Raw genomic sequence first — 25848 nt, 5'->3', positions numbered from 1 at the left:
CGGCCCCGTACCGCCCACCCTTCTCAAGGAGTCACCATGAGCAGCAGCCCCCTTCCCGACCCCGCCGCCGAGTTCGCCGGGCGGACCGCCCTCGTCACCGGTGCGGCCTCCGGCATCGGGCTGGCCACCGCCCGCCGTCTGGGCGCGGGCGGCGCGAACGTCGTCATCGGCGACTACGACACGGAGGGCGCCGAGAAGGCCGCCGCCGCCCTGCGGGCGGAGGGTTTCACGGCCGCCGCGGTGGAACTGGACGTCACGCGCCCGGAGTCCGTCGAGGCCGCCGTGCGCTTCGCCGTCGAGACCTTCGGTGGCCTGCACCTGGCCGTGAACAACGCCGGGATCGGCGGCCCGAGCGCCAAGACCGGCGAGTACGACATCGACGCCTACGACCGGATCGTACGCACCAATCTCGACGGCGTCTTCTACTCCATGCGCTATGAACTGCCCGCGATCGAGGCGGCCGGTGGCGGCGGCGCGATCGTCAACGTGTCCTCGATCCTCGGCTCGGTCGCCTTCGCCGGATCCGCCGCCTACGTCGCCGCCAAGCACGGTGTGGTCGGGCTGACCAAGTCGGCCGCCGCCGAGTACGCCGCCCAGGGCATCCGGGTCAACGCGGTCGGTCCCGGTTTCATCGAGACCCCGCTCCTTCAGGACATGGAGAAGGCTGCCTACGACGGTCTCGTCGGCCTGCACCCCGCCGGCCGGCTCGGGCGGCCCGAGGAGGTCGCCGAGCTGATCGCCTTCCTCCTGTCCGACCGCGCCTCGTTCGTGGCCGGCAGCTACCACCTGGTCGACGGCGCCTACACCGCCGTATAGGCGGGGGCTGCCCGGGAAGGCGAGCGGCCGGCGGACGACAGGACCGCCGCCCGATCCTTCGGGACCGCTACGGCCGCGGGCCCGGCGGCCGTAATCCGCTTGCTGGCCACGGCTCGACGCTGCACTGTGGCGGGGCACCACGAGTCGTGGTGCCGTATCCCGGGGAGGCAGCGGCAGCGATGGAGATCCGTCCCACGACCGACCAGGACCTCGACGTCTTCGTCGACACACTCCATGCCGCGTTCGGGCGCTTCCCCGAAACGCCGGCCGAGGGCGGCGGCGGGGTCTGGTGGTCGGCGCTCGAACTGGACCGCAGCCTGCTCGCCGTGACGGTGGACGGGCGGCCCGTCGGCACCGCCGGTGCGTACTCCTTCGAGCTCACCCTGCCCGGTGAGATCATCGCCCCGGCCGCCGGGGTGAGCTTCGTCGGCGTCCTGCCCTCGCACCGACGCCAGGGCGTGCTCAGCGCGATGATGCGGCATCAGCTCACCGAGCTGCGGGCCCGAGGGGAGTTCCTCTCCGTACTGCTGTCCTCCGAGGCGCTGATCTACCGGAGGTTCGGCTACGGACCGGCGACCTACACGCAGCAGCTGACGGTGCAGCGCCACCAGGGCGCCCTCACCCTCCCCCGGGCGCGCGGAACGTCCGACGCCCCGGCTACGGGCTCGGCGACCGTCCCGGCGACCGGCACGGTCGAGTTGCTGCGACGGGCCGAGTGCGGCGAGATCCTGGAGGAGGTCTACGACCGGTACCGCCGCGCACAACCGGGCGCACTGTCCCGGCCGCACCGCTGGTGGACGTTGGGCGCGGGGCAGCCCCCGGTCGCTCCCGCACCGCGCTACGTCGCCGTCCACCGGGACGCCGGCAGCGTCCCGGACGGGTACGCCAGCTATGCGCTCGACGAGGCCAACACCTTGACGGTCGACGAGACCATCGCCACCGACGACGCCGTCTTCACGGCCCTGGCCCGGTTCGTGCTCGGACACGACCTGGTCACTCAGGTCGTGTTCAAGCACTTCCCGCCCGGGCACCCGCTGCGCTGGCAGTTCGCGGACTTCCGCGCCGGCCAGGTGAGCGGCGACACCGACTGGCTCTGGGTGCGGCTGCTGGACGTCCCGCGTGCGCTGACCGCGCGCGGCTGGTTCACGGACGGCGAGCTCGTCCTGGACGTCGACGACCCGTTCCTCGGCGAGCACGGCCGCTACCTGCTGACCGTCCGGGACGGCAAGGCCGACTGCGTCCCGACGGACCGGGAGCCCGACCTGTCCCTGGACGTGAGCGACCTGGGCTCGGTCTACCTCGGCGGCACCGCCCCCAGCACGCTCGTACGTGCCGGACACATCCGGGCCCACCGCCCGGGTGCGGCCACCCTCGCCGACGCCCTCTTCCGCGCCGAGCGCTCGCCGCACTGCCTGCACTGGTTCTGACCGTCGCCCTCAGCGTCTTCAACGCCCTCAGCGTCCTCACAGAAACAGCTCCCGCATTGGCATAGACCTGACACCGCGACAGGGCTAGGCTCTGCCGCGCCACATCTGAGAGCGCTCTCACTCATCGGCTGTTCCATCCCCACCCCCTGGAACGACGAAGGGCAACCCCCATGAGACGCATGAGACACATGAGGCTCAAACACATCACCGTGGCCGCGCTTCTGCTGCTGGCCGGACTCGGCGGGGCGGGCTCGTTCCCCGCCGCGGCGAGCGGCAGCGGGACGACGGCCTCCACCGCGTCGACGACCGTGAACGCCTCCGACGCCCCCGCCTCCGACGGCCTGCTGCGCGCCATGCGGCAGGAGTTCGGGCTCACCGAGGAGCAGGCGGTGGCGCGGATCGAGGCCGAACGCGCCGCGACCACCCTCGAACCCAAGGCGCGGCGCACCGCGGGGGCCGCCTACGGAGGTTCCTGGTTCGACGCCACCGCCGGACGGCTGACCGTGGCCGTCACGGCGGACGCCACTCCGGCGGCCCGCCAGGCGCTTCGGAAGGCCGGAGCCGACGTCCGCGTCGTCGAGCACAGCGCACGGGTGCTGGACGCGGCGAAGACGCGCATCGACAAGCTCTCCGCTCCCTCGGGGGTGGCGAGTTGGCACGTCGACCCGGCGGCGAGCACGGTCGTCGTCACGGCGGTGCGCGACAGGCTCGCCGACAACGATGTCCAGCGGTTCCTCACGCGGGCCCGCGCCGTCGGACCGGTCACCGTCGAGACCACCGCCGAGGCCCCGCGCACCATGGCCGCGGGCACGGTCGGCGGTGACCCGTACTACACGGGCAACGTGCGCTGTTCCATCGGCTTCTCGGTCTACGGCGGGTTCGTCACCGCGGGACACTGCGGCCAGGCCGGCGCGGGTGTGCGGGGCTGGGACGGCTCCTACATCGGCAACTTCCAGGGCTCCACGTTCCCCGGCGACGACTACGCCTGGGTGAACGTGGGCAGCGGCTGGTGGACCGTACCGGTCGTGCTGGGCTGGGGCACCGTGTCCGACCAGCTGGTGCGCGGCTCCGCCGTGGCGCCCGTGGGTGCCTCGATCTGCCGCTCCGGCTCGACGACCCACTGGCACTGCGGCACCGTGCTGGCCAAGAACGAGACGGTCAACTACAGCCAGGGCTCCGTCTATCAGATGACGAAGACGAACGTCTGCGCCGAAGGGGGCGACTCCGGCGGCTCGTTCATCAGCGGCGACCAGGCGCAGGGCGTCACCTCGGGCGGCTGGGGCAACTGCTCCAGCGGCGGCGAGACCTGGTTCCAGCCGGTCAACGAGATCCTCAGCCGGTACGGGCTGACGCTGCACACCTACTGACCCGACTCGCGAACTGTGGGGTTCCGTGGGTGACACCACGTACCACGTCCGTGGGTGACGCCACGGAACCCCTCCCCCGCACACCCTGGAGCGAACACCATGCCGCACCCGTTCCGCTTACCCGCCTCCAGAAACCTCCCGGCCGTCGTGACGGCGGTCCTCCTGGTCATCGCCTCCCTGCTGGTCTCCGGCGCGGCGCCCTCCCCGGCCGCCGGGCGCGCCGCCTGGACGCCCAAGACCCCGCCGCTGTCCACCCCTTGGACGGACCGGGTCTCCGTGGACCATCCGCTGCCCGACTACCCGCGACCCCAGCTCACCCGCCCCGACTGGGCCAACCTCAACGGCATCTGGGACTTCGCGGTCACCGCCCGCGACGCGGGTCGGCCCGCCGTGTTCGGCGAGCGGATCCGGGTGCCGTTCGCGCCGGAGTCCGCGCTGTCCGGCATCCAGCGCAAGATCACCGCGGACGACCGGCTCTGGTACCGGCGTACCTTCACCGTCCCGGCGGACTGGTCCGGGCAGCGTGTGCAGCTCAACTTCGGCGCGTCCGACTGGGAGACCACGGTCTGGGTCAACGGCCGGCGGGCGGGCGCCGCGCACCGCGGCGGCTACGACTCCTTCTCCTACGACATCACATCCCTGCTGAACCGCGGCGGCACCCACACGATCGTCGTCTCGGCGTACGACCCGACGGAGGGCGGCGGCCAGGCCATCGGCAAGCAGCGCGTCCAGGACGTCACCGCGCACCCCGGCCACAGCATCGTGTACACCGCCTCGTCCGGGATCTGGCAGACCGTGTGGCTGGAGCCGACGCCCGCGACGCACATCACCCGCCTCGACATGGTCCCCGGTCTGTCCGACAGCACCCTTCGGGTGACGGTGCGCGGCACCGGGGCCGCCCGGGTGAAGGTCACCGTGTCCAGCGGCGGCACACGGGTCGGCAGCGCCACGGGCATGCTGGGCGCCGAGATCGCCGTACCCGTGCCGAACGCCCGGCTGTGGACGCCCGACGACCCGTTCCTGTACGACGTCACGGCCGAACTCACCGGTGTCCGGGGCGCCGACCGGGTCGGGGGCTACGCCGGTATGCGGTCGATCGCCGTGCAGGACGTGGACGGAGTGCGCCGACCGGTGCTGAACGGCCGGTTCGTCTTCCAGACCGGCACCCTCGACCAGGGGTTCTGGCCCGACGGCATCTACACCGCGCCCACCGACGACGCCCTGCGCTTCGACCTCCAGAAGCACAAGGACCTCGGCTTCAACATGGTCCGCAAGCACATCAAGGTCGAGCCGCAGCGCTGGTTCTACTGGGCGGACCGGCTGGGGCTGCTGGTGTGGCAGGACATGCCGTCCATGGACAGCGGCAAGAGCCCGGACGACGCGGCGCGCACCCAGTGGGAGAACGAGTACCGCGCGATCGTCGACCAGCACCGCAGCTCGCCCGCGCTGATCCAGTGGGTCGACCAGAACGAGGGCTGGGGCCAGTACGACCAGGCCCGCATCGCGGACATGGTCAAGGCGTACGACCCCTCGCGCCTCGTCGACAACATGAGCGGCGTCAACTGCTGCGGCGCGCAGGACGGCGGCAACGGCGACGTCGTCGACAACCACAACTACGTCGGGCCGGGCAACACGCCCACGGAGTCGGTACGAGCCTCCGTGCTGGGCGAGTTCGGCGGGCTCGGCCTGCGGGTGTCGGGGCACGAGTGGTATCCGGGCGGCGGTTTCAGCTACGAGGACCAGCCGACCCCGGCCGCGCTGGACAACCGGCTGGTGGGGCTGCTCGACGGCATCCGGGAGAACTCGATGCCCGCGGGCGGTCTGTCGGCGTCCGTCTACACACAGATCACCGACGTGGAGAACGAGGCGAACGGGCTGCTGACCTACGACCGCCGGGTGGTCAAGGTGGACGAGGCCCGGGTCCGGGCGGCGAACCAGGCCCTTGTCGCCGCGTCCCGCACGGTCGGGCCGACGGTGAAGCTGCCGGTGGAGCAGTACGTCTCGTTGCGGGTGAGGACACCCGGTTTCACGGACCGCTACATCCGGCACAAGGACGGGCTCGGCTACACCGAGGTGGTCACCTCGGCCAGCGGCGATCTGCTGAAGCAGGACGCCACCTGGAAGGTCCGGCCGGGGCTGGCCAACCGGCTCTGCTACTCGTTCGAGTCGCGCAACTACCCCGGTGAGTATCTGCGCCACCGCGACTTCCGCGTCCGGCGCGAGGCGGGCGGCGACTCCGCGCTGTACAAGGCGGACGCGACCTGGTGCCCGGTGCGGGCCGACGGCGGGGTGCGGCTGTCCGCCGCCAACTACCCTCTCCAGTACCTCCGTCACATCGACGCCGCACTGTGGCTGGCCCGACTCGGCGGCACCCACGCCTGGGACGAACCTGCCTTCTTCACCGAGGACACCACCTGGGCGGTCGACGCCCCCTGGGCGCCCTGAAGCCAGGACGGACTAGGGCTTCCAGGTCCGCAGCAGCGCCGCGATCTGCTCGGCGGTGCAACGGGGGTGGTTCAGTTCGTGGGCCAGCGCGGTGAGCTGTTCGCGGGTCGGGCTGACGGGGATGTTGGACGCCTCGAGGTACATGACCGCGACCGCGCAGGCCACGGTCAGGTTGGAGCGCTCCAGCCAGCGCATCCGGCCCAGGGCGTGGACCAGGGCGGCGGCCCGGGCGTAGGGGCCGTCGTAGAGCGGCTGGTCGAGGAGTTCGCCGCGGTGGCGGGCGACCGCCGCGACCGGGACGCCGTAGTCGTCGACGGCCGGGTCGCGGTGGCCCGCCCGTTCGGCGACCTCGAGGATCCAGGACTCGTCGATGTGCAGGATCACGCGGCCGCACCCGGCCGGCCGGCGTACTGCGCGTCCAGTTCCTCTTCCAGGTCGTCGAGGAAGGTTCCGTGCTCCTCGATCAGACGCTGGGCGGCGGCCATGCCCGCGGCGCGGGCGCCGGTGGTGTCCTCGATGATCAGGCGTTCGACGTACTTGTTGAAGTCCAGGCCGCGGGCAGCGGCGGCGTCCTTGCCGGCGGCGAGCACATCGGGCTCCAGCCGCACCTGTGTCTGCTTCCTGGGCGAGGTCATACCCGAAAGCTAGCAGGGTGGTAGCACCTCGGGAAGGACGACCGTGCAGTGGTCGGCGGGCCGCCCGGCAGCTGATCTCTGACATGTGCCGAACCTGGCCCGCGCCGCGGGGCGTCCGGTTCACAGGGCTTTAACCGGAGGGACACGAGAGGGAATCCGGGACCGCTGAGCATGTTTTTGGATCCAATCCAGCGCAGATTTAATCCATTCTCAGGATCGGTGCCCGAGGAGGCCCCATGCCGGACCAGACACCTCGATCGCCCTCGCCCGCCTCCGCCCCGTCCGCGGCCACCGCGCAGGCCGTGTCCCGCCGGACCATGCTGCGAGGCGCCGGCCTGCTCGGGGTGGGCGTGGGGTTCGGGCTGCCCGCCCTGCTCAGCGCGTGCGGCGCCGCCGCCGACGATGCGCGCGGCAGTGGCAAGGGCGGCACGCTCACCCTGGCCATCGACGCGACCAGCGCCGTCAACGATCCCGCCTTCTACACGTCTCTCGGTGACTGGATGGCGGTCGACTGCATCTGCCGCGGGCTGACGTTCATCTCCTTCGAGACCAACGAACCGACCCCGGACCTGGCGAAGAGCTGGACCATATCCGACGACAAGCTCACCTACACCTTCGCTCTGCGCGAGGGCGTGAAGTTCCACGACGGGACCACGCTGTCCTCCGCCGACGTACTCGCCAGCCTCGGCCGCCAGTTCGACCCCGAGGACAAGACCCTGCCCAAGGGGGCGACCCGGCCGCTGGCCAGCATGGGCGCCAACGTCGTCTCGCTCACCGCACCCGACGACCTGACGGTGAAGCTGGTCCTGAAGAAGCCGGACCGGACCGTGCTCGGCAAGCTGTCCGACATCGGCGGCCGGATCATCTCCAAGGCCGCGCTGGAGAAGTACGGCGCCGACATCGGCAAGCACCTCGTGGGCACCGGACCGTTCGCGCTCTCCGCCGCCACCGCCGGGCAGTCCATCACGCTGACGGCCTTCGACGGCTTCCGGCTGGGCAAGCCGCCCATCGACCGGCTGGTGCTGCGCCAGGTCCAGGACCCGTCGACGATCGTCAGCTCGCTGCTCAGCGGGGATGTGTCGGCTACCCAGTTCGCGCCGTACTCCGCGGTCACGCAGCTGCGCAAGGACGGCTCGGTGAAGGTGTACGACACCCCGCACAACGCCGACGCGATCATGATGATCGACGCCCGGCGCGTCCCGGAGCTGAAGGTCCGCAAGGCCATCAACCTGGCCATCAACCGCAAGGCCATCCTCCAGCAGGCCTTCTACGGCATCGGTGCCGAGCCCAAGGGGTATGCCATCCCGCCCGCGCAGAGCGGCTACGACACCGCCCTCGCCGATCTCAGCACCCAGGACACCGCCCAGGCGAAGCGGCTCGTCGAGGAGGCGGGGGCGAAGGGGCGCACCATCCGCCTGATGGCGGCCAGCGACTCCTGGCACCCCAAGGCGGCCCAGATCATCGCCCAGAACCTCACCGACGTCGGCTTCAAGGTCGCCACCACCTCCGTCGACCCGGCGACCTACTTCAGCCGGCTCCTGGACAAGGACGACGACTACCACGACCTGATGATCTGGGAACGCAACACGTATGTGCCCGACCCGGACGACATGGTGGGCGCCATGGCCAGCCCCACCAGCATCTACGGTTCCAAGCTCTCCGGCATGGACACCCTCGACGGCACGGCCTCCCTCGCCGACGACCTCTACGCGGCGAAGAACCTCACCGACACGAAGAAGCGCACCGCCGCCTACACCAGGATCCAGCGCAGATGGGCCGAGGAGTACATGGTCCTTTCGATGCTGGCCTGCTTCAGCAACCTGGTGGTCAGCGGCTCGGACGTGAAGGGCATGAACACCGACGCGCTGGCCAACCACCGCTGCTACATGGAGAAGGCCAGTGTCTGACACCACGGCCGCGGTGGAAGCCGCGACCGTGCCCGCCGTCGCGGAGCCCCCGTCGGGCGTGGTCCGCCCGCGCCGGTCCGGGTGGCTGCGCGGACGTACGGTGGCCCGGTCCTGGCCCGCGCTGCTGTCCTGGCTGCTGCTGGCCGGACTGGTGCTGGTCGCCCTCGTCGGGCCGCTCCTCGTGCAGGGCGATCCGCTGCGCCAGACCTCCTCGGCGCTGCTCGGGCCCGGCTCGGCGGGCCATCCGCTGGGCACCGACGACCTGGGGCGGGACGAGCTGGCCCGGCTGGTGCACGGCGCCCGGCCGCTGCTGCTGGTGTCGTTCGCGGCGACGGCGCTCGCGGCGGGCGTCGGCACGCTGATCGGGCTGGTCGCCGGGTACGCGGGCGGCTTCGTGGAGCAGGTGCTGATGCGGCTGGTGGACCTGGCGCTGGCCTTCCCGTCCATCCTGCTGGTGATCCTGCTGGTGGCGGCGGCCGGGCCGGGCACGGTCAGTCTGGTCCTCGGCATCGGGATCTCCCTCGCGCCCGGGCTCGCCCGGCTGGCCCGGGCCCTCACGGCGCGGGAGGCCGCCCGGGACTACGTCGTCGCCTGCCGGCTCGGGGGCACGGGCGCGCCGCGCATCCTCGTGCGCGAGGTGCTGCCCAACATCGCGGGACCGCTGCTCGCGCAGGTCGTCATGACGCTGTCGATCGCGGCCGGGTTCGCCGCCGGTCTGTCCTATCTCGGGCTGGGCATCCAGCCGCCGCAGCCGGACTGGGGCTACATGGTGCAGGCCGGTCAGGAGTTCCTGTTCTCGGCCCCCCGCCTTGTGGTGCTGCCCGCCACGCTGACGCTGCTCTTCGTCGTGGCGTGCAACTTCGTCGGAGACGACCTGCGTGACGCCCTCGACCCGAGGGGAGCTGTGTGAGCGCGGTACCGGGTGTCCTCGCGAGAAGGCGGCTGCCGCGTCCGGCCCTGCCCTCGGGCGCGGCCTGGGTGTTCCTGCGCCGGCTGGCCGCCGTCCCCGTCGTACTGTTCGCGCTGGCGTCCCTGGTGTTCCTCGCGATCCGGCTGCTGCCGGGCTCCCCGGCGACCTCCCTCGCGGGCGGCGCCAGCACGGCCACGGCCGAGCAGTTCGACGCCAACGAGGAACGGGTCACCAAGGCGCTCGGGCTCGACCAGCCGCTGCTGACGCAGTACGGCCACTTCCTCGACGATCTGGTCCATCTGCGCCTGGGCACCTCCTTCTACGGCTCCAACGACGTGCTCGGCCTGCTCGGCGACGCGCTGCCCGCCACCGTCGAACTCACCCTCGCCGCCATGACGGTCTCCGTGCTGATCGGTGTCGTCAGCGGAGTGGTCGCCGCGCTGCGCAAGGGCAGCTGGATCGACACCTCGACACGGGCCGTGGCGACCGTCAGCTTCTCCCTGCCCTGGTTCGCCCTGGGGGTGCTCGGCATCGTGGTGTTCGGCGTGTGGCTGCGCTGGCTGCCGGTCATCGGCCGGCTGCCCAGTGCCCTGGACTACCGGCCCACCACGAACTTCGTCCTGCTGGACGCGATCCTCCAGGACCGGCCCGAGCTGGTCTGGCCGTGGATCCAGCACCTGATCCTGCCCGCGGTCACGCTCGCGCTGTCGATGGCCGGTTTCATCACGCGGATCGTCCGGGCCTCCGTCCTTGAGGTGCTGGACGACGATTTCGTGCGCACCGCCCGCATGAAGGGCCTGAGCGAGGGCGTGGTGGTGCGCCGGCATGTGCTGCGCAACGCCTGGCTGCCCATCGTCACCGTCCTGGGCCTGCAGTTCGGCTCCCTGCTGGGCGGCTCGGTCATCACCGAGACGGTCTTCTCCTACCCGGGCGTCGGACGCCTGCTCGTGCAGGGCGTGCTGCAGCGCGACTACCCGGTGGTACAGGGTGCCGCGCTCGCCATCGCCCTGCTGTTCACCCTCGTCAACCACGCGGTGGACCTGCTGTACACGGTCCTCGACCCGCGCCTACGGAAAGGATGACCCGCATGGACGTCGTGCTGGTCCACGGTGCCGGCGGACGGCCCACGACGTGGTCGGCGGTCCAGCCGCTGCTGACCGCCCGTGGCCACCGGCTGTTCACGGTCACCAACCCGATGACCTCCCTGGCGGACGACATCGCCGAGACCGCGGCCGTGCTGGAGCGGACCGAGGGGCCGGTGCTGATGGCGGGGCACTCCTACGGCGGCGCGGTCATCACGAACGTGGGGCGCGACCTCCGCGTCAAGGGGCTGGTCTACATCGCCGCGTTCGGGCCCGACGAGGGCGAGACCGTCAACGAGATCGTGGAACGCTACCCGCCTGCCGAGATCTCCAAGTACATGCGGCGCGGGCCGAACGGCGACTGGAAGTCCGAGCCGAGTCCGGAGTTCTGGGCCGAGATCGGCCCCGATCTGTCGGCCGGGCAGCGGGCGGTCGTCGAGGCCGAGGGGCGGCGCGCCGAGAACCTGATCTTCACGCAGGCGACCGGTGTCCCCGCCTGGCGGTCGCTGCCCAGCTGGTACCTGGTCGCCGACGACGACCGCACGCTGCGCCCGGAGATCCAGAACGACATGGCGGCCCGGATGAAGGCCACCGTGGAGCATGTGCCGGGCAGCCACTACACGACCCTGGTGTGGCCCGAGCGGGTCGCGGACCTGATCGACCGGGCCGCGCTGGCCGTCGGCGGCGCCGTATGACCGCGCCGGACGGACCGGAGCCGGTGCTCGAAGTCCGCGGGCTGCGCGTGGGGTTCGACGTGCCCGGGGGCCGGCTGCCTGCCGTGGACGGCGTGGACCTGACGTTGCGCAGGGGCGAGATCCTGGCGCTGGTCGGCGAGTCGGGGTCGGGCAAGTCCGCGCTGTCGATGAGCCTGGTCGGGCTCAACCGCGGACCCCGCACCCATGTCAGCGGCTCGGTCTCCTTCCGTGGCCGGGAACTCGTGGGAGCCTCCGAGCGCGAGCTGCGCAAGGTGCGCGGCAAGGACGTGACGGTCGTCTTCCAGGACGCGCTGGCGGCCCTCAACCCCCTGCACCGGGCGGGCGCGCAGATCGCGGAGACGATCCGCGCCCATGGCGACGTGACACGTGCCACGGCCGCCGGGCGGGCCGTCGAACTGCTCGGCGAGGTCGGCATCGCGGGCCCGGCACGCGCGGCCCGCGCCTATCCGCACCAGCTCTCCGGGGGCATGCGGCAGCGCGTGATGATCGCGATGGGTCTGGCCAACGACCCCGCAGTGCTGATCGCCGACGAACCGACCACCGCGCTCGACGTCACGATCCAGGCCCAGGTGCTGGCGCTGCTGAAGCGGGTCCAGCGCGAGCACGGCACGTCCGTGCTGCTGATCACCCACGATCTGGGGGTCGTCGCCGAGGTCGCCGACCGGGTGGCGGTGATGTACGCGGGCCGGATCGTGGAGCAGGGCACGCGGGACGAGGTGCTGTTCCACCCGCAGCACCCCTACACGATGGGGCTGCTGGGCTCGGTGCCCCCGCTCGACGGGCCGGTGCCCGCGCGGCTGCCGGCCATCGAGGGCAGCCCGCCCACCGGGATCGAACGGCCGACGGGCTGCGGTTTCCGGCCGCGGTGCGCGTTCGCCCACGACGCGTGCGGGGTCCGTCCGGTGCTGCGGCGGCGGCACGGCGCCACGGATCACCTCGACGCCTGTGTGCTGACCGAGAAGACCCGGGCGGGGGTGGGCGGATGAGCGACGTCCTGCTGAGCGCGCGCGGGCTGCGGGTGGAGTATCCGGGGCGGTCGGGCGGCCGGGTCCGGGCGCTGCGCGACGTCGACCTCGACATCGTCCGGGGCGAGACGCTCGGCCTGGTCGGCGAGTCGGGGTGCGGCAAGTCCACGCTCGGCCGCGCGTTGCTGCGGGTCGTGGACCCCTCGGCGGGCCGGATCGACTTCCTCGGCGCCGACCTGACCCGGCTGCGCGGCCGGCTGCTGCCCGGCACCAGGGCCGAGCTGCAGATGGTCTTCCAGGATCCCTTCGGCTCGCTCAACCCCCGGCGCCGGATCGCCGACATCGTCGCGGAGCCGCTGCTGCGCGCCCGGGGTGCCGGCCGGGCCGAGGCGGACCGCGCGGTGGCCGAACTCCTCGACCTCGTCGGCCTCGGGGCCGAGGCCGGCGGGCGCAGGCCGCACGAGTTCTCCGGCGGCCAGCGCCAGCGCATCGGCATCGCGCGGGCGCTCGCCTCCTCGCCGCAGTTCGTGGTCGCGGACGAGGCCGTGTCGGCGCTGGACGTGTCGATCCAGGCGCAGGTGCTGAACCTGCTCTCGGACCTGGTCCGCGACCGCGGGCTGACCATGCTGTTCATCTCCCACGACCTCGGTGTCGTGCGGCACATCGCCGACCGGGTCGCGGTGATGTACCTCGGCGAGATCATCGAAACCGCCTCGCGGGACGACTTCTTCGCCGCGCCCGCGCATCCCTACAGCAGCGCGCTGCTGGCCGGCGTGCCCGTGCTGCGCCCCGGTCCCGCCCGTGAACGGCAGCCGCTGGAGGGCGAGTTGCCCGACCCGGCGCATCCGCCGGAGGGCTGTCTCTTCCGCACGCGCTGCCCGTTCGCCACCGACCTGTGCCGCATCCGCCACCCGGAGCTGCGCGAGGTCGCGCCGGGCCGCAGTGTGCGCTGCCATCTGCCGCTGCACTCCGTGAGTGAGGAGTCCTCTTGATCATCGACGCGTACAACACCACGCAGGACGTCCGGGGCCGCTCGGACTACCTGACCGGGGCGCGCAAGGGCGAGGCCCCTCCCCCGTACAAACCCTTCGATCCGCGCCGCATCCTCGACCGGATGGACGCCGCCGGGGTCGACATGGCGATGGTGTGCTCGCTCGCCCAGCGGATCGAGAACGACTTCATCGCCTCGCTGGTGGCCGCGTTCCCGGACCGGTTCTTCGGGTTCGGGCAGGTGCTGCCGCAGGCCGACGACGCGATCGAGGAGATCGACCGGATCGCCGACGCGGGTCTGGTGGGACTGAAGCTGCACCCCAGCCTGCACGGCTACCACGTGGCCGACCACGGCCTCCTGGACCCGGTGTTCGAGGCCTGTGCCCGGCGCGGACTGATCGTGCTGGTCAACGCGCTCGACGACGCGTTCTGCGCGCCGCTGGCCATCGAGGAGATCGCCCGGGACCACCCCGGTGTGCCGACGGTCATCGCGCACATGGGCGCGGTGTGGAACGTACCGGAGGCGATCATCGTGGCCGAACGGCAGCCGCACGTCTATCTGGAGACGTCGGCGACGCTGATGAGCGACGTGAAGCGGGCGTACGCGCGGCTGGGCCCCCGGCAGATCCTCATGGGCAGCGAATGGCCGGGGTCGGACTTCGACCTGGAGCGCATGAAGATCGCCAAGGCCGTCGAGGACGAGAAGGACCGCGCGCTGGTCGAGGGCGGCAACATGGCCCGGCTGCTGGGGCTGACCGCATGACCACGGCGCCGGTGGCGGCCCCGCCGCAGATGAGCGCAGGCGACACCGAACTCCTGGCGGTGGCCCAGGCGTTGCTGGACCGGGTCTGGCGGCGCGACCGCCACGAGGTGGCCACCGCGCTGCGCACCGCCGACGGCCGGATCCACACCGGCGTCCATGTCGAGGGCTCCTGCCGGCGCAGTTCGGTCTGCGCCGAGGGCGTCGCCCTGGGCACCGCGCGGGGCGCGCTCGCGGCCGGCGCGGCGCTGGAGGTGACGTCGGTGGTGTCCGTCCAGATCAAGCCGGCCGGGCAGTTCCGGATCATCGCCCCGTGCGGGGTGTGCCGCGAGCTGATCAGCGACTACTGCCCGGACGCCGTCGTGTGGATCACCACCGTCGACGACGACAGGCCCGCCCCGGTGCGCGCCCTGGACCTTCTGCCGGACAAGAGCCGGCGCCGCTGGTGACCGGCCACCGCCCTTGAGGAGAAGAGAGACATGTCGTCCGTCATCACCGGGCCGAACGGCCTGCACGTCCCCACCGGACTGGACGTCCCCGCGCTCGCCGCGCAGTTGGGCGGAACCGGGGCGCCGCTGCCCTGGGAGGAGCTGACCTGGCCGGAGGCCGAGGCCGCGGTCGCCGGCCGGGACGCCGTCGTCATCCCCGTCGGCGCCACCGAACAGCACGGGCCGCACCTGCCGCTCGCCGTGGACACCCGGATCTGCGAGGCGGTCGCTCTGGGGGTCTCCGCGCTGACCGGCGTGCCGGTCCTGCCGCCGCTGAGTTTCGGGGTGTCCGCCTCGCACGGAGGCTTCGCCGGGACGGTGGCGCTGCGCCCCGAGACCCTGATCGCCGTCGTGGAGGACGTGATCGACTCCCTGTACGACTGCGGAGTACGGCAGTTCGTCCTGCTCAACGGCCACATCTGGAACAACGGGGCGCTCGACGTCTCCGCCGAGAAACTGAGGGTGCGTCACCGGGACGCCCGGGTACGGGCGTTGGGGTACGTGACGATGTACCCGGGCCCTGAGGTCGACGGCCATGTCACCTACGGCCGCGCGCTGATGCACGCCAACTACTTCGAGACCTCGGTGATGCTGCACCTGGCACCCGGCCTTGTGCGCATGGAGCGGGCCGTCTCCCACGTCGATGTCGACTCGTTCTGGGACTACCGCATGGACCAGGTCAGCGAGACCGGTGTGTGGGGCAGGGACGTGACCGAGGCCGACGCGGAGCACGGGCGCGAGGAGTTCGACCGCTGTGTGCTGACCACCGCCCGAGCGTCGCCGCCGCCGTCCGCGAGCCCTGGCCCAGCGCGGTCCACCGCCCCGGCACACCGTCCTGACACCACGGCCCCCCTCCCCCTGCGGGTGCCCGGCCGCGCCACGACCGACAAGGAGAACACCTTGGACCCCAGCACCACTCTCCCCCGCCTGCCGGAGTGCGAGCCCATGCTCGTCGGCGGCGACTGGACCACGGGGGTCTCGACGCGGCGGATCCCGGTCCTCGACCCGGCCACCGGGGAACGGCTCACCACGATCGCCCAGGCCGGGGCGGAGGACGTGGACGCCGCGGTCGCCGCCGCCTCCGCCGCGCACCGCGACGGCCGCTGGCGCGCGCTGCCGCCGCGGGACCGCCGCGATGTGCTGCTGCGCCTGGCGGACCTGGTGGAGCGGGACGCCGAGGAGCTGGCGGTCCTGGACACCCTGGACAACGGCAAGGCGATCGAACGGGCCCGCGGCGACGTGGACCTGGGCCTGCAGGCGGTCCGGCACTTCGCGGGCACACCCACCCGGCTGACGGGCACCGTGCACGCCGCCGGTCCCGGCCGGCACGTGTACAGCGTGCGCGAACCGGTCGGCGTGGTCGCCGCCGTACTCCCGTGGAACTTCCCCTTCATGATCGCCGCCTGGAAGCTCGCTCCCGCCCTGGCGGCGGGCTGCACGGTGGTGGTCAAGCCCGCCGAGCAGACCCCGCTGACCGCACTGCGCCTGGCCGCGCTGTGCCTGGAGGCCGGCGTCCCGGAGGGTGTCGTCAACGTGGTGACGGGCGACGGACGCACCGGGGCTGCGCTGGTCGGGCATCCCGGGGTCGCCAAGGTCTCGTTCACCGGGTCCACCGAGGTGGGGCGCATGATCATGGCCTCGGCCGCGCCGTCGGTCAAGCGGCTCACGCTCGAACTCGGCGGCAAGTCCGCCAACATCGTCTTCGCCGACGCCGACCTGGACGCCGCCGTACCGGCCGCCGTCCGCGCGGTGTTCGGGCACTCCGGGCAGATGTGCACGGCGGGCAGCAGGCTGCTGGTGCAGCGCGCGGTCCTGAAGGAGTTCCTCGGCCGGATGGTCCCGGCCGTGGAGGCACTGCGGATCGGCCCCGGGCTGTCCGGCGGCGTCAACATCGGCCCGCTCGTCTCGCGGGAGCAGTTCGACCGCGTCACCGGCTACGTGGAACTCGGCCGTGCCGAGGGCGCCTCGGTGGCCGTGGGCGGTGAATCCCTGCCCGGGCCCGGCTGGTTCGTCAGGCCCACGGTGTTCACGGACGTCACCCCGGACATGCGGATCGCCCGGGAGGAGATCTTCGGGCCGGTGGCGGCCGTGCTGCCCTTCGACACCGAGGAGGAGGCGATCGCGCTGGCCAACGACAGCCAGTACGGGCTCGCGGCGGGTGTGTGGACCACGAACCTGAGCCGCGCGCACCGCACGGCCGCCGCCCTGGAGGCGGGCACGGTCTGGGTGAACACCTACAACGAGTTCGACCCCGCGGTGGCCTTCGGCGGCGTGAAGCAGTCCGGTCTCGGCAGGGACCTCGGTGACGCCGCCGCCGAGGGGTTCACCGAGCTCAAGAGCGTCACGATGGCGCTGTGAGCGCCCCCGTGACGACCGGGTCCGCCGCCCCCTCCGTCCCCGCTCTCGACGTGGCCGCCGAGCGCGCCCGCACGCCCGGCTGCGCCACCGGTCATCATTTCAACGCCGCCGGCGCCGCCCTGCTCGCCTCCGGCACGGTCGAGGCCGTCATCGGGCATCTGCGCGCCGAGAGCCTGCACGGCGGCTACGAGGCCGCCAAGCTGGCCGCCGACGACCTGGCCGCCGTCTACGCGCACACCGCCACGCTGCTCGGCGTCGACGCCGACGAGGTCGCCCTGGTCGAGAGCGCCACCGCGGGCTGGCAGCGGATCGTGTCGGCGCTGCGCGTCCGGCCCGGCGACCGGGTGCTGGCCGCCCGCTCCAGCTATGTCAGCAGCGCCCTGCACCTGCTGGCCGCCGAGCGCGACACGGGCGTACGGGTCGAGGTGCTGCCCAACGGGCCCGACGGCGCCACCGATCTCCACGCGCTGGAGTCGGCGCTGCGCGCCGGACCGGCCGCCCTGGTCACCGCGGCGCATGTGCCGACCTCCTCCGCGCTGGTCGAGCCGGCCGCCGCCATCGGCGCGCTGTCCGGCGCCCACGGAGTGCCGTTCCTGCTCGATGCCACCCAGTCGCTGGGCCAGTTGCCCGTCGACATGACCGCCCTCGGCTGCGATCTCCTGATCGGCACCGGCCGGAAGTTCCTGCGCGCCCCGCGCGGCACCGGTCTGCTGGCCGTGCGCCGACCGCTCCTCGAGACGCTCGCACCGCAGGCCCCCGATGTGCGCGGGGCCCGCTGGACGGCCGAGCGGAGCTGGGAACTGGCCCCGGACGCCAAGCGGTTCGAGCTGTGGGAGGCGGCCCACGCGCTGCGCCTCGGACTGGGCTCGGCGCTGGCCGACCTGCACGCGCTCGGCCCCCGGACCGTCTTCGCGCACCTGGCCGGGCTGGCGGCGGCGCTGCGTGAACGCCTGCGCGCACTTCCCGGCGTGCGCGTCACCGACCCCCCGGCGGCGGGCGGCGCGCTCGTCACCTTCGTGGTGGACGGACTCGACGCCGGTGAGGTGCAGCGCCGGCTGGCGCTTCGACGGGTCCACCTCATCGCCGTACCGGCCGACCACGGCCGGTGGGACATGGATCCCCGGGGTCTGACGAAGGTGGTACGGGCCTCGGTGCACGTCTACACCGACGACCAGGACCTGGACGCCCTGGTGGGGGCGGTGGCGGAGATCGCGGCCGACGCGCACCGAGCGCCGCCGGCCGCTCCGGCGGTGCGCGACCAAGGCCGTACGCCGCAGGCAGCCGGGTCTCCCGCGCGTGCCCCGCGGTCCCGTGCCGGACGGCGTCACGACGTGGTGGTCGTCGGGCTCGGGGTGCACGGCGGCGCGGCTCTGCGGCAGTTGGCCGAGCGTGGTCTGGACGTGCTGGGGCTGGAGCAGTTCGCGGTGGGCCACGACCTCGGTTCCTCGCACGGTGCCACCCGGATGATCCGCCGGGCCTATCCGCACCCCGACTGGGACGGTCTCGTCGACACCGCCTACCGCGCCTGGGCCGAGCTGGAGGACGCGTCGAAGACCCGGCTGGTCGAGGTCACCGGCGGGCTGTACGCGGCGCCGGACGGCCGTCCCGATCCGCTGCGCGGCCCCGGCTGCCGGGAGGTGGGTCCCGAGGAGGCGGCCCGGATCTTCCCCGGGCTGCGGTTGCCGGAGGGGTTCTCGGCGATCCACGACCCGCGCGCGGGAATCATCGACGCGGCCGGAACCCTGCGGGCCCAACTGGCCCTGGCCGAGCGGGCCGGGGCGCGGATCGAGGACCGCACGCCCGTCACGGACTGGCGGCCGGAGGGCGACGGCGTGGTGGTGCGCACGGCGGCCGGGGAGGTGCGGGCCCACCGTCTGGTGCTGTGTGCCGGTCCGTGGACGGGGTTCCAAGTGCCCTCTCTGGCAGGGCATCTGACGGTCACTCGGATCGTGAACGCCTACTTCGCCGCCGATCCCGAGGGGCAGCTCGGCCGCGCCGGGCTGGGCGGCTTCTCGGTCGATCTGCCGGAGGGACTGCTGTACGGCTTCCCCGCGGCCGACGGGCGCGGGCTCAAGGCGGGCCTCGACTCCGGCCCGTCCTGGGACCCGCGGTCCGAGCTCCCCGCCGCGACCGGGGAGGAACTGGCCCTGCTGGCGCGGGCGGTGGCCCGGGTGCTGCCCGGCGCGGGTCCGGTGACGGAGAGTCTGACGTGCCTGTACACCATGACCGCGGACCGGCGTTTCGTCGTCGGTGAGGTGCCGGGCGTGCCGCAGGCGCTGGTGGCCTCGGCGTGCTCCGGGCACGGCTTCAAGTTCGGTCCGGCGATCGGTGCGGCGCTGGCCGACCTGGTGTGTGCGCGCCCCCGGCCGGACCTGGGCTTTCTGTCCCCGGCCCGGCTGGTGCCCGGTGGTGCCCGGTGAGGGCGTCCACCGGGGTGCGCGGGGGCGGGTCAGCCGTGGAAGACGATCTGGGAGCGCCGCTCGTACCAGGCCGTCAGGTGTTCGCCGGAGCTGAGGACGTGCTCGCGCATCGCCTCCTGGGCCCGGTCGGGGTCCCGGTCGGTCAACGCGGCGACGATCGCGTCGTGTTCCCGGATGTTCAGCAGCCGGTGACGTTCGTCGCCGGCCAGGGCCAGCGAGGACACGTTGCGCGGGAAGCTCTCGTTGATCCGGTCGATCATCCGGCTCAGCCACGGGTTGTCGGCCGCCTGGCACACCACGGTGTGGAAGCAGTCGTTGGCCGCCGTGGTGGCCGACGGGGCGCCGGCGTGGTCGTGAGCGGCCGGCCCCCGCGCGGCGGCCCGCAGGACGTCGTTGTGGCGGCGCAGTTCACCGAGTTGGCCCTCGGTGATCCGGGAGGCGGCCCGCCGGGCGGCGAGGCCCTCCAGTTCCGCACGCACCTCGTAGGCCTGCCGCACCTCCCAGGGCGCCGGCACCCGGACCACCGCGCCGCGGTGCGGCTGCATCTCGATCAGTCCGCCGTGCTGGAGCTGGCGCAGCGCCTCGCGCACGGGGGTACGGCTGACGCCGTACTCGGCCGCCAACGCCGCCTGGCGCAACGGTTTCCCGATCGCGAGCTCCCCGTTCATGATCCGCGTGCGGATACGGGCCGCGATGTCGTCGACGAGGGCGCCTTCGTCTGTCTGGGGCGTCATCGGAGTGGGTCTCACCCTTCTCGGGGGCTGACGGGGACCGCGCGGTGGTGGAGCAGTCTGCCACGCCGCCGCCGATGTCCGCAGTCCACTGATATTGGATCCATTCACAGAGTATCCGCATCCAATAGGAGCGTGAAATGAACCTCGACCTCACCAAGGCGATCGACGTCTCCGTGCCCATTCACCCCGGCATGCTGCACTGGGGCCGGCGCCCGGAGATGGAGGTCGTCGAGTCGCGCACCGCGGGCGACCCCTCCAACGTCAGCCGCTGGCGCATCGGCGCGCACACGGGAACGCACATCGACGCCCCGGCCCACTTCGTCGACGGCGGCAAGACGGTCGACCGCCTCGACCTGTCGGCGCTCAACGGGACGGCCCGGGTGCTCGACCTCACCCATGTCGAGGAGCAGATCACCGCCGCCGACCTCGACGCCGCGGGGCTGGGCACGGAGGAGCGGGTGCTGCTGCGCACCAGCAACTCGGCGGGCGTACTGCGCAGTCCCTGGAAGGCCCGGGAGTGGGTCGGCCTGGCACCGGACGGCGCGGAACGGCTCATCGAGGCCGGGGTGCGCACCGCCGGCATCGACTATCTGAGCATCGAGGCGGTCGCCCACACCACGCACTGGGAGACCCACCGGCTGCTCTGCGCGGCGGACGTGCTGATCCTCGAGGTGGTCGACCTGCTGCACACCCCGGCAGGCGTGTACGACATGCTCTCGCTCCCGATCCCCCTGCAGGGCGCCGAGGCCGCCCCCTCACGCACCCTGCTCCTGCCCCGGGACGAGGCGTGACGGGCGGCAGCCCCGGAATGGTCGTGGCCGCGCCCCACCCGGCGGCGCTGGAGGCCGCCGCGCGGGCGGCCGGGCGCGGCGGCAACGCCGTCGACGCGGCCCTCGCCGCGGCGGTGGCGCTGACGGTGGTCTATCCCCATCAGTGCTCGCTGGGCGGCGACCTGATCGCCCTGGTGCACGCGCCCGGCGCGAGTGTGCGGGCGGTGCTGTCGGCGGGGGCCGCCGCCCGGGCCGTCGATGTCGAGGCGCTGCGCGCGGCGGACGCCCGGATGCCCGCGCAGGGTCCGCAGACCGTGACCGTGCCCGGCGCGGTGGCGGGCTGGTCGGCGCTCGCGCATTCGTACGGCACCGCGGGGGCGCTGTCCGCCGCGCTGCGGGACGCCGCCGCGCTCGCCGAGGACGGCGCCACCATCTCGGCCGGGCTGGCCCGCGCGGTCCGCGACCGGGCCGCGCAGATCGCGGCGGACCCGGGCCTGTCCGCGCTGTTCGGCGGCTCGGGCGGAAAGGGCGCGCGACCCCGCTCGCTCGGGAAGGTCGCGCCGATCCACTCGGTACGGGAGGGTGCGCCGCACGGCCCGGTCCAGGAGGGTGCTCCGCCCGGCCCGGTCCAGGAGGGCGCTCCGCTGCCGCAGCCGCGACTGGCCGAGGTTCTGCGGGAACTGGCCGCCGATCCCTCGTCGTTCTACCGGGGCGGGGTCGCCGAGGCCCTCGCGCGGGGCCTGCGCCGCCTCGGCAGTCCGCTCACCGCCGCCGACCTGTCCGAGCACCGGGCCGAACTCGCCGAGCCGCTGTCCCTGGAGGTGGCCGGCACCCGCTGGTGGGCGGCTCCCCCGCCCAGCCAGGGCGTGATCCTGCCGGCGCTGCTGGAGGCGGCTGCCCTCGCGGCCGGTCTGCCCGAGCCGGAGCGCACCCGGCTGCTGGCCGCCCGCTGCCAGGACGCCTCGGCGGCCCGGGACCGGCTGCTCGGCGACCCGCGCGGCGGACCGCTCGACATGGAGGGGCTGCTGCGTCCGGCCCCGCCGGCGGGCGCGCTCCCTCCGAGGCCGACGTTCCGGCCCTCCGGGGACACCGTCGCGGTGACCGCCGTGGACTCCTCGGGGCTGGCGGTGTCGCTCATCCAGAGCGTGTACCAGACGTTCGGCTCCGGTCTGTGCGACCCGGACACCGGCATCGTGCTGCACAACCGGGGCTCGGCGTTCAGCCTCGCGCCCGGTCATCCCGGGGTGCTGCGGCCGGGCGCGCGACCGCCGCACACGCTGTGTCCGGTGCTCGGCCGGTCCGACGCCCTGCTGTTGGCGGCGGGCTGCCAGGGGGGCCGGGCCCAGCCGCAGATCCTCGCCCAGACCCTGCCGTCGCTCGCCGACCCGGCGGCCGATCCCGCGGCCGTCCTCGACCGTCCGCGCTGGGTGATCGGCGCCCGCGACATCGGCCGGGAGGAGCAGACCCTCCTCGCCGAGCCGGGTTCCGTCCCGGCCACGACGACCGAGCCGTTCGCGGGGCTTCCGGTGGTCGTCCCCGCCGGACCCACCGATCTGACGGGTCACACCCAGGTCGTGCGGCTGGCGCGGGACGGGCGGCTGGACGGCGCCTCCGACCCCCGCGCGGACGGCGGCACGGTACGCCTCGAACCCGGCACCACCCGCATCACCCCCGAAGGAACGCACCCATGAGCCCGCAAGGAAGGCACGTATGAGCACCCTCGCCCCCGAGCCCGCGCCCGGCGCCGCGCCCCACCCGCTGGATCCGCTGACGCCCGCCGAACTCGCCGTCGCCGTCAAGGTGCTGCGGGACGACCCCCGGGTCACCGAGGACGCCCGGTTCTGGGGTGTGGCCCTGGACGAGCACCACGCCCGCACGGCGGCCGTCGGCGACGTGCGGCGGGCGCGGGCCGTGGTGATCCACCCCTCGGCGCACCTCGCCCACGAGGTCGACCTCGTACTCGGTGACGAGCCACGGTCCACGGCCTGGCGTGAGCTGGACGTGCGCAGTCCGGGCTGTTCCTCTGAGGAGGCCCGGCAGGCCGCCGCCGTGTGCCGGGCGGACCCGAGGTTCCGGGAGGCGCTCGCGCTGCGCGGCATCCACGACGTGTCGCTGGTCATGGTCGACCCGGAGTCGATCGGCGGCTTCGAACCGCCCGCGCACCGGGGGCGCCGGCTGACCTGGGGCAGCGTGTGGCACCGCACGTCCGAGGACGACAACGGCTACGCCCGGCCCGTGCAGGGCGTGGTGCCGATCATCGACATGGAGTCGATGGAGGTGCTGTACGTCGAGGACCACGGGGTCGTGCCGCTGTCGGAGGAGTCCGGGGTGTTCGCCGCGGGGACCGTGCCGGAGCGGGCGGGTCTGAAGCCCCTGGAGGTGGTGCAGTCCGAGGGGCCGAGCTTCACCGTCACCGGCCGGCGCGTCGACTGGCAGGGCTGGTCGGTGCGGGTCGGCTTCAGCCACCGCGAGGGCCTGGTGCTGCACGACCTGACCTTCGACGCGGCCGGCCGGGGGCCGCGCCGGGTGCTGCGGCGCGCGTCCGTCAACGAGATGTACGTGCCGTACTTCGACACCGCCTCCACCCAGTACCGCAAGAACTTCTTCGACTGGGGCGAGTACGGCGCCGGTCCGCTGACCAACTCCCTCGCCCTCGGCTGCGACTGTCTGGGCGTCATCCAGTACTTCGACGCGGCCGTCCTCGGCGGCGACGGCGTGCCCCGGGTCATCCCCAACGCGATCTGTCTGCACGAGGAGGACGACGGCATCCTCTGGAAGCACCACGACGGCCGTACCGGCCGTACGGAGGTGCGCCGCTCCCGCCGGCTGATCATCTCGGCGTTCGCCACGGTCGCCAACTACGACTACGGCTTCTACTGGTCCCTGTACCAGGACGGCTCGGTCATGCTGGAGATCAAGATGACCGGCATCCTCTCGGCGACCGGTGTCACGGAGGACGAGGAGACGCCCTACGCCCGGCGGGTCGCACCGGGCGTCGCGGTCACCAACCACCAGCACTTCTTCGCCGTACGGCTGGACATGGCGGTGGACGGCACGGCCAACCGTCTGGTCGAGGTCACCGCAGAGCACGAGCCCGACCCCGCGCTCGACCCCTACGGCAACGCCGCGCGGACCGTCGTACGGCCGATCCTGCGCGAGGCCGAGGGCGGGCGGAGCACGGACGCCTCCCGGGCCCTGCACTGGCGGGTGGAGAGCACCGAGGCCCGCAACCGGATGGGCGAACCGACCGCGTATCGGGTGCACGTGGAGAACACGGCGGTGCTGCCGGTGCGTCCGGACAGCGTGTGCGCGCGGCGCGCCCCGTTCGTGGCGAAGCAGTTGTGGGCGACCGAGTACGACCCCGCGCGGCGGTTCGTCGCGGGTGAGTACCCCAACCAGGCGGAGCCGGGCGCGGACGGGGTGCACCGCTGGCAGGAGGAGGACCGGTCGCTCGACGGCACGGACCTGGTGCTGTGGGCCACGGTCGGCTCGCACCACTTCCCGCGCCCCGAGGAGTGGCCGGTGATGCCGGTGGCCAGGGCGAGACTGCGTCTGGAGCCGGACGGCTTCTTCGACCGCAACCCGGCCCTGGACGTACCCGCCCCCTCCTCGTGCCACGCGCCGGCCACCGGCGGCGCGGCCGACGACCACTGCTGCGGATGAGGACACCGGACGGCACCTCGCACAACAGAAAGGCATCAGATGCGTGAGGAAGAGAACCGCCGGCTCACCAGAACCGGCCCGGGCACGCCCGCCGGTGCCTGGATGCGCCGCTACTGGCAGCCCGTCGCCCTGAGTGAGGAACTCGACGGCGTACGGCCCCTGGTGGCGCCGAAGGTGCTCGGCCAGGACTTGGTGCTGTTCCGCGACGAGCGCGGCGCACTCGGCCTGGTGGACCGCGGCTGCCCGCACCGCGGCGCCGACCTGGCACTCGGCCGACTGGAGGACGGCGGCCTGCGCTGCTGCTTCCACGGCTGGCTCTTCGGCCGCGACGGCGCGTGCCTCGACACCCCGGCCGAACCGGCCGGCAGCCCTCTCGCCTCCCGCGTGCGGCTCGGCAGCTACCCGGTCCGCGAGATCAACGGCATCGTCTGGGGCTACCTCGGCCCGGGCGAGCCGCCCGAACTGCCCGCCCTGGACTGCTTCGAGGCGCCCGCCGGGCACGCGTTCGCCTGGAAGGGCCTGCTGGAGTGCAACTGGCTGCAGGCCCTGGAGGTCGGCATCGACCCCGCCCACGCCTCCTACCTGCACCGCTTCTTCCAGGACGAGGACCCGGAGGACGGCTACGGCAAACAGTTCCGCGCCGCCTCGCGGGGCACCGACCTGCCGATGACGAAGATCCTGCGCGAGTACGGCCGCCCCGACATCGACGCCGTACGCACGCCCTACGGGATCCGTATCACCGCCCTGCGCGCCCTGGACGGCACCGACACCGAGGGCCGGCCGATGGACGGCAGCAGCACCCATGTCCGCGTCACCCATCAGGTCTTCCCGCACGGCTTCCACATCCCGCTCGACGCCGACACCGCGATCACCCAGTGGCATGTGCCGATCGACGACGCCTCCTGCTACTGGTACGCCCTGTTCACCAGCGTCGGCGCCCCGGTCGACCGGGAGGAGATGCGCCGCCAGCGGGTCGACGCGGTCACCCTCCCCGACTACCGGCCCCGATTCGGCCGCGCCAACGGCTACGGCTACGACCCGGTCGAGCAGTCGACCACCACGTACACCGGGCTGGGCACCGACATCAACGTGCACGACCAGTGGGCGGTGGAGGGGCAGGGCGCGATCCAGGACCGTACGCGTGAGCATCTGGGCCGCTCCGACAAGGCGATCGTGATGTACCGGCGGATGCTGGGCGAGGCGATCTCCGCCGTCGAACGCGGCGAGGACCCGCCGCTCGTGCTGCCCGCCGCGCAGGCCGCCGAGGTACGCGGTCCCGTCACTCTCGACGGCATCGGCCCCACCGAGGGCTGGGCGGAGCACTGGCAGGCCGTCACCGCGAAGCAGCGCGCCGGCAGCGCCTGGGCGCGGCCCGTGGGAACGGACGGCTGAGGG

General features: G+C 73.0%; 21 protein-coding genes. 18 read left to right on the top strand and 3 right to left on the bottom strand.

The features are described from left to right. Positions 1-36 precede the first annotated feature (36 nt). The 4 genes from ACFPIH_RS31485 (at position 37) to ACFPIH_RS31470 (ending at position 6055) form a co-directional block, all read left to right on the top strand. Positions 37-816, top strand: coding sequence for an SDR family NAD(P)-dependent oxidoreductase (locus ACFPIH_RS31485; protein WP_381175967.1), 780 nt, complete (start codon positions 37-39; stop codon positions 814-816). A 179-nt stretch (positions 817-995) separates the two neighbouring features. Further along, complete coding sequence (locus tag ACFPIH_RS31480; RefSeq protein ID WP_381175964.1) at positions 996-2243, top strand: GNAT family N-acetyltransferase; 1248 nt, start codon at positions 996-998, stop codon at positions 2241-2243. Positions 2244-2422: 179 nt separating this feature from the next. Next, positions 2423-3610, top strand: a complete 1188-nt coding sequence (locus tag ACFPIH_RS31475; RefSeq protein WP_381175961.1) for a S1 family peptidase — start codon at positions 2423-2425, stop codon at positions 3608-3610. 99 nt (positions 3611-3709) lie between these two features. Next, positions 3710-6055 (top strand): AbfB domain-containing protein, encoded by a 2346-nt coding sequence (locus ACFPIH_RS31470; RefSeq protein WP_381175958.1) that lies wholly within the window; start codon positions 3710-3712, stop codon positions 6053-6055. Positions 6056-6067: 12 nt separating this feature from the next. Here ACFPIH_RS31470 and ACFPIH_RS31465 read toward each other — a convergent pair whose 3' ends face one another. Together ACFPIH_RS31465 and ACFPIH_RS31460 are read right to left on the bottom strand one after the other, a co-directional pair. Beyond that, positions 6068-6439 (bottom strand): fic family toxin-antitoxin system, toxin component, encoded by a 372-nt coding sequence (locus ACFPIH_RS31465; RefSeq protein WP_381175955.1) that lies wholly within the window; start codon positions 6437-6439, stop codon positions 6068-6070. After that, positions 6436-6690 carry a hypothetical protein gene (locus tag ACFPIH_RS31460; RefSeq protein ID WP_381175952.1) on the bottom strand — a complete coding sequence of 85 codons (255 nt, stop codon included), beginning with the start codon at positions 6688-6690 and terminating at the stop codon, positions 6436-6438. Before ACFPIH_RS31460 ends, ACFPIH_RS31465 begins: the two co-directional genes overlap by 4 nt. Positions 6691-6926: 236 nt before the next feature. Here ACFPIH_RS31460 and ACFPIH_RS31455 point away from each other — a divergent pair, with 236 nt between their 5' ends. Genes ACFPIH_RS31455 through solA form a run of 10 tightly spaced genes read left to right on the top strand, consistent with a single transcriptional unit; the run spans position 6927 to position 19286 of the window. Continuing rightward, positions 6927-8597: an ABC transporter substrate-binding protein gene (locus ACFPIH_RS31455; RefSeq protein WP_381175949.1), complete on the top strand. Its 1671-nt coding sequence runs from the start codon at positions 6927-6929 to the stop codon at positions 8595-8597. After that, positions 8590-9507 carry an ABC transporter permease gene (locus ACFPIH_RS31450; RefSeq protein WP_381175947.1) on the top strand — a complete coding sequence of 306 codons (918 nt, stop codon included), beginning with the start codon at positions 8590-8592 and terminating at the stop codon, positions 9505-9507. Before ACFPIH_RS31455 ends, ACFPIH_RS31450 begins: the two co-directional genes overlap by 8 nt. Further along, positions 9504-10589: an ABC transporter permease gene (locus ACFPIH_RS31445; protein WP_381175943.1), complete on the top strand. Its 1086-nt coding sequence runs from the start codon at positions 9504-9506 to the stop codon at positions 10587-10589. Before ACFPIH_RS31450 ends, ACFPIH_RS31445 begins: the two co-directional genes overlap by 4 nt. 5 nt (positions 10590-10594) lie before the next feature. Continuing rightward, positions 10595-11284, top strand: coding sequence for an alpha/beta hydrolase (locus ACFPIH_RS31440; protein ID WP_381175940.1), 690 nt, complete (start codon positions 10595-10597; stop codon positions 11282-11284). Beyond that, the gene (locus ACFPIH_RS31435) at positions 11281-12291 is read left to right on the top strand and encodes an ABC transporter ATP-binding protein (RefSeq protein WP_381175937.1); all 1011 of its coding nucleotides are present in this window, start codon (positions 11281-11283) and stop codon (positions 12289-12291) included. The genes ACFPIH_RS31440 and ACFPIH_RS31435 overlap by 4 nt, the downstream gene beginning before the upstream one ends. Then, entirely contained in the window at positions 12288-13262 is a 975-nt protein-coding gene (locus ACFPIH_RS31430; protein ID WP_385877917.1) for an ABC transporter ATP-binding protein, read from the top strand. Before ACFPIH_RS31435 ends, ACFPIH_RS31430 begins: the two co-directional genes overlap by 4 nt. Continuing rightward, complete coding sequence (locus ACFPIH_RS31425; RefSeq protein ID WP_381175931.1) at positions 13259-14023, top strand: amidohydrolase family protein; 765 nt, start codon at positions 13259-13261, stop codon at positions 14021-14023. The genes ACFPIH_RS31430 and ACFPIH_RS31425 overlap by 4 nt, the downstream gene beginning before the upstream one ends. Further along, a complete protein-coding gene (locus tag ACFPIH_RS31420; RefSeq protein WP_381175929.1) occupies positions 14020-14469 on the top strand; it encodes a cytidine/deoxycytidylate deaminase family protein in 450 nt (149 codons plus the stop codon). Before ACFPIH_RS31425 ends, ACFPIH_RS31420 begins: the two co-directional genes overlap by 4 nt. Positions 14470-14499: 30 nt before the next feature. Then, positions 14500-16866, top strand: coding sequence for an aldehyde dehydrogenase family protein (locus tag ACFPIH_RS31415; protein ID WP_381175926.1), 2367 nt, complete (start codon positions 14500-14502; stop codon positions 16864-16866). Continuing rightward, entirely contained in the window at positions 16863-19286 is a 2424-nt protein-coding gene (gene solA, locus ACFPIH_RS31410; protein WP_385877913.1) for an N-methyl-L-tryptophan oxidase, read from the top strand. Before ACFPIH_RS31415 ends, solA begins: the two co-directional genes overlap by 4 nt. Before the next feature lie 29 nt (positions 19287-19315). Here the strand turns inward: solA and ACFPIH_RS31405 are convergent, their stop codons facing one another. Continuing rightward, positions 19316-20020: a GntR family transcriptional regulator gene (locus tag ACFPIH_RS31405; protein ID WP_381175921.1), complete on the bottom strand. Its 705-nt coding sequence runs from the start codon at positions 20018-20020 to the stop codon at positions 19316-19318. A gap of 137 nt (positions 20021-20157) precedes the next feature. Between ACFPIH_RS31405 and ACFPIH_RS31400 the strand changes: the two genes are divergently transcribed. The 4 genes from ACFPIH_RS31400 to ACFPIH_RS31385 are packed head-to-tail and all read left to right on the top strand — an operon-like array spanning position 20158 to position 25845. Further along, the gene (locus ACFPIH_RS31400; RefSeq protein WP_381175919.1) at positions 20158-20811 is read left to right on the top strand and encodes a cyclase family protein; all 654 of its coding nucleotides are present in this window, start codon (positions 20158-20160) and stop codon (positions 20809-20811) included. After that, a complete protein-coding gene (locus ACFPIH_RS31395; protein WP_381175916.1) occupies positions 20808-22481 on the top strand; it encodes a gamma-glutamyltransferase in 1674 nt (557 codons plus the stop codon). The genes ACFPIH_RS31400 and ACFPIH_RS31395 overlap by 4 nt, the downstream gene beginning before the upstream one ends. Positions 22482-22500: 19 nt before the next feature. After that, entirely contained in the window at positions 22501-24453 is a 1953-nt protein-coding gene (locus tag ACFPIH_RS31390) for a primary-amine oxidase (protein WP_381175913.1), read from the top strand. Positions 24454-24492: 39 nt separating this feature from the next. Next, positions 24493-25845: a Rieske 2Fe-2S domain-containing protein gene (locus tag ACFPIH_RS31385; protein WP_381175911.1), complete on the top strand. Its 1353-nt coding sequence runs from the start codon at positions 24493-24495 to the stop codon at positions 25843-25845. Positions 25846-25848: the final 3 nt, after the last annotated feature.

It is taken from the genome of Streptomyces vulcanius, from assembly GCF_042653945.1.
Taxonomy (GTDB): Bacteria; Actinomycetota; Actinomycetes; order Streptomycetales; family Streptomycetaceae; genus Streptomyces; species Streptomyces mangrovi.
Note: the sequence above shows the minus strand (reverse complement) of the source record. Positions and strands in the feature narration are given on the sequence as shown.

Coding starts and splice junctions, on each gene's coding strand:
- ACFPIH_RS31485 (WP_381175967.1), top strand. CDS start 37: ATGAGCAGCAGCCCCCTTCCCGACCCCGCCGCCGAGTTCGCCGGGCGG.
- ACFPIH_RS31480 (WP_381175964.1), top strand. CDS start 996: ATGGAGATCCGTCCCACGACCGACCAGGACCTCGACGTCTTCGTCGAC.
- ACFPIH_RS31475 (WP_381175961.1), top strand. CDS start 2,423: ATGAGACACATGAGGCTCAAACACATCACCGTGGCCGCGCTTCTGCTG.
- ACFPIH_RS31470 (WP_381175958.1), top strand. CDS start 3,710: ATGCCGCACCCGTTCCGCTTACCCGCCTCCAGAAACCTCCCGGCCGTC.
- ACFPIH_RS31460 (WP_381175952.1), bottom strand. CDS start 6,690: ATGACCTCGCCCAGGAAGCAGACACAGGTGCGGCTGGAGCCCGATGTG.
- ACFPIH_RS31455 (WP_381175949.1), top strand. CDS start 6,927: ATGCCGGACCAGACACCTCGATCGCCCTCGCCCGCCTCCGCCCCGTCC.
- ACFPIH_RS31440 (WP_381175940.1), top strand. CDS start 10,595: ATGGACGTCGTGCTGGTCCACGGTGCCGGCGGACGGCCCACGACGTGG.
- ACFPIH_RS31435 (WP_381175937.1), top strand. CDS start 11,281: ATGACCGCGCCGGACGGACCGGAGCCGGTGCTCGAAGTCCGCGGGCTG.
- ACFPIH_RS31430 (WP_385877917.1), top strand. CDS start 12,288: ATGAGCGACGTCCTGCTGAGCGCGCGCGGGCTGCGGGTGGAGTATCCG.
- ACFPIH_RS31420 (WP_381175929.1), top strand. CDS start 14,020: ATGACCACGGCGCCGGTGGCGGCCCCGCCGCAGATGAGCGCAGGCGAC.
- ACFPIH_RS31415 (WP_381175926.1), top strand. CDS start 14,500: ATGTCGTCCGTCATCACCGGGCCGAACGGCCTGCACGTCCCCACCGGA.
- ACFPIH_RS31405 (WP_381175921.1), bottom strand. CDS start 20,020: ATGACGCCCCAGACAGACGAAGGCGCCCTCGTCGACGACATCGCGGCC.
- ACFPIH_RS31400 (WP_381175919.1), top strand. CDS start 20,158: ATGAACCTCGACCTCACCAAGGCGATCGACGTCTCCGTGCCCATTCAC.
- ACFPIH_RS31390 (WP_381175913.1), top strand. CDS start 22,501: ATGAGCACCCTCGCCCCCGAGCCCGCGCCCGGCGCCGCGCCCCACCCG.
- ACFPIH_RS31385 (WP_381175911.1), top strand. CDS start 24,493: ATGCGTGAGGAAGAGAACCGCCGGCTCACCAGAACCGGCCCGGGCACG.